The sequence below is a fragment of the Actinosynnema sp. NPDC059797 genome, from assembly GCF_042732085.1.
GTDB lineage: Bacteria > Actinomycetota > Actinomycetes > Mycobacteriales > Pseudonocardiaceae > Actinosynnema.
In genome coordinates, this window is the sequence record NZ_JBHWIE010000557.1 from 1 (window position 1) to 3474 (window position 3474).

Below are 3474 nucleotides of genomic sequence, written 5' to 3' on the forward strand. Positions count from 1 at the left end.
GCGCTGTGCAGGTCCAGGTTGTCGGTGGGCTCGTCGAGCAGCAGCAGCGTCGCGCCCTCCAGCTCCAGCAGCAGCACCTGGAACCGCGCCTGCTGGCCGCCGGAGAGGTGGTCGAACACCTGGTCGCCCTGGGCGCGCAGCTCGTAGCGGTTGAGCGCGGCCATCGCCGCGCCGCGGTCGCGGCCGGGTCGCCGGTCGTCCCCGGAGTGCAGGATGTCCACGAGCGTGCGGCCGGCCAGGTCGCGGCGGCCGTGGGTCTGCGCGAACCAGCCGGGCACCACCCTGGCGCCGAGCTTCGCCTCGCCGGTGTGCCCGACCGGCGGCCCCAGCAGCTCGGGGTCGTGCCGGTCCCCCGCGGTGCCGCCCGCCGCGAGCAGGCGCAGCAGGTGGGACTTGCCCGTGCCGTTCGCGCCGAGCACGGCCACCCGGTCGCCGTAGAAGACCTCGAAGTCGAACGCGTCGGTCAGGCCGGTCAGCCGCAGCCCGGTGCAGGTGACGGCGCGCTTCCCGGTCCGGCCGCCGGTCAGGTCCATGCGCACGTGCTGCTGCTCCGGCCGCTCCGGCGGCGGTCCCTCGGCCTCGAACCGGGCCAGCCTGGTCAGCGTGGCGCGGTACTTCGCGGCGACCGCGGACGACAGCTTCGCCTGCACCTGCAACGTCCGCACCAGCTCCTTGAGCCGCGCGTGCTCGTCGTTCCAGTCGCGGTGGCGCTGTTCGAGGCGTTCGACCCGCCGGTCACGCGCCTCGGCGTAGCTGCCGAACCCGTCGCCGTGCACCCAGGCGCCGTGGCCCTCCAGCGTCACCACGTGGGTCGCGGCGCGGGCCAGCAGCTCGCGGTCGTGGCTGATGAACAGCACGGTCTTGGGCGAGTCCCGCAGCCGCTGCTCCAGCCACCGCTTGCCGGGGACGTCGAGGTAGTTGTCCGGCTCGTCCAGCAGCAGGACCGGGGCGGGCCCGCGCAGCAGGCTCTCCAGGGCCAGCCGCTTCTGCTCGCCGCCGGACAGCGTGCGGACCTCCCGGAACCGCACGAGGTCGTATGACCTGCCCAGCGCCGCCTGGCACACGACGTCCCAGGAGACCTCCGCGTCGTACCCGCCGACCTCGGCCCACTCGGCGAGCGCCGTGGCGTACGCCATCTGCCTGCGCTCGTCGTCGTGCTCCAGCAGCTCCGCCTCGGCGTCCTGGACGGCCCGGTGGGCGCGCCGCAGCGCGGGCCGCTCCAGGCCGACCAGGAAGTCGGCGACCAGCGTGTCGTCGTCGATGGACCCGATGAACTGCGGCATGAAGGCGATCGCGCCGCCGGCGACCGCGCCGCCCGACCTGGCCCGGCGGTTGCCCGCCAGCACGTCGAGCAACGTCGTCTTGCCCACGCCGTTCGCGCCGATGAGCGCGGCCTTGGCCCCCGCGCCCACCCGGAACGACACGTCCCGGAACAGGGTGCGCCCGTCCGGGAGCACGTACTCCAGCCGCGAGATGTCGATGTGGCCCAGTTCAGACCACCCCCCGGCCCCACCGGGCGGCCGGGGGCGGCGTCGCGCCGATCCCCAGCTCCCACGCCCGGTCGACGGTCGCGCAGGCGTCGACCACCGCGCCCGTCAGGAACCCGCCCGGCCCGGCCAGGGCCGGACCGGCGATCAGCACGGCCTTGCCCGCCGCGCCGACCGGCACGTGCACCACGCAGCCGTCGCTGTGCGCGCCGGCGTCGGTCGCGCGCAACCGCCCGCCCTCCAGGCTGAGCCACAGCGTGCGCTGCTCGCCGGCCGGGCCGCGGGCAGTGGGGATCGACACGACCGCGCCGGGCGCGCCGGTGACCCGGTCGCGCAGGTGGCGCTCCAGGTCCGGTCCCTCGACGCCGAGCGGGTGCCCGGCGACGAGCGCGGCGTGCAGCAGCGGCAGCGACAGCTCCGGGGCCCGGTGCGCGGCCAGGGCGTGGGCCGTGGTGAACCTCGTCCACACCGAGGTCGCCAGGAACCCCGACGGGCCCAGCACCCCGCTCACGCTGAACGCGCCGCGCAGGCCCGCGCGCCGCCGCAGCTCGCCGCCCACGCGCGCGGCGGTGCCCAGCACCGCCGCGACCTGGTCGGGGGCGAACCGGGCGTAGGTCGAGCAGCCCACCACGGACGGGCGGTCGCCCCGGCGCAGGACCACGACCTCGTACGGGTGCAGCACGACCACGTGGTCCGGCAGGACGAAGCCGTGCGCGGCGCAGTGCACGCCGGGCAGGACCGGGGTGACCCGCACCGCCGCGCCGCGGGCGGCGAGCCAGTCCGCGGCTGGCCCGCAGTCCTCGCCGTCGGCGAGCCAGCGGGCCAGCTCCATCGTCGGGTCGCCGCCGCCCCGCGCCGCCACCTCGCACAGCACGCCGTACCCGAGGTCCCGCTCGGCGACCGCCGCGGCCAGCGGCCCGGCCGCCGGCGCGACGACCGAGGACGGCAGGCGCGCGACCCCGCTGTCGTCGAAGAACGCGTCGACCGCCGTCGGGTCCTCGTACCGGGTCCAGGCCGGGTGCTGCGCGTCGACGACCGGGCGGCCGTCCAGCTCGGCCACCGCGGACGAGGGCTCGGCCAGCACGATGGCGTCGCGGTCCGGGTCGTAGGCCGCCACCGCCGCCCGCACGTCGTCGGGCGGCGCGCCCAGCACGGCGGCGACCCCGGCGCGGTGGGCCAGGAAGCTGTTCATGTCCACGGTGATCCCGTGGTGACCCGCCAGGCCCTCCGGCGCGCTGCCCGTGCCCGCGCCGTTGGCCACCGCGAACGGGGGTCGCGCGCCGTGGCGGAGCAGCGCCTCGACCCGGTCGGCGTACTGCGACAGCGGGCCGCCCACGAGGACCACCTCGCGGTCGCGGTAGAACCGCCCCAGGGCCGCGGTCACCGCGGCCTCCACGTCGCGCTCACGTCCTGGCATAGCGGAACCTCACCGGGAGGGCCACCCACGCGTCCCGGACGGGGGCGAACAGCGACAGCCCGGCCAGGCGCCGCACCGCGGCCCGCTCCGCCGGGCCCAGGTCGGCCTCCGCCGCGCAGGACCGCCCGGGGTCCACCAGCAGGTCCACCTCGACCGGGTCGTCCAGGTAGGTCCTGCTCAGCGCGCCCCCTCGGCGGTCGTCGACCAGGGCGAAGTCCGGGCCGCGGCGCACGGTGAGCAGCGGCGCGGGCGCGACCGGCCACAGCGCCCGGCCCTCGGCGTCGCGCGGCGGGTCCAGGTGCCGGAAGGGCCGGTGGTCGAGGTCCCCGAACCGGCCCCGCCACAGCACGTGCAGCCCGACGCCCGCCGCCTCGCGCAGGAACGCCAGGTGCCCGGCCGCGGCGCGGGCGGGCAGCGCGCCCAGGTCGAGGTCCCCGGTCAGCCGGACGCCGCGCATCCCCGAGCGCGCCAGCGACACCAGCTCGGCGCGGCTCGGGCGGGTCGCCGGGTCGAGGAGGCGGAACAGGCCGCGCCGGTCGTCCGCGACGGAGGTCATGACCACTCCAACCC

Annotated in this window: 3 protein-coding genes; all 3 read right to left on the reverse strand. The window is 77.3% G+C overall.

Going from position 1 to position 3474, the window contains the following annotated elements; translation table 11 throughout:
• Positions 1-1457 (reverse strand): ATP-binding cassette domain-containing protein (locus ACFV4N_RS41530; protein ID WP_499678188.1); only part of this gene is annotated, 1457 nt, incomplete at its 3' end.
• Between the two features lie 34 nt (positions 1458-1491).
• A complete protein-coding gene (locus ACFV4N_RS41535) occupies positions 1492-2904 on the reverse strand; it encodes a hypothetical protein (RefSeq protein WP_499678189.1) in 1413 nt (470 codons plus the stop codon).
• Positions 2891-3474, reverse strand: a 584-nt coding sequence (locus tag ACFV4N_RS41540) for a DUF5825 family protein (protein ID WP_499678190.1), incomplete at its 5' end; no start/stop codon positions are given. The genes ACFV4N_RS41540 and ACFV4N_RS41535, both read right to left, overlap by 14 nt.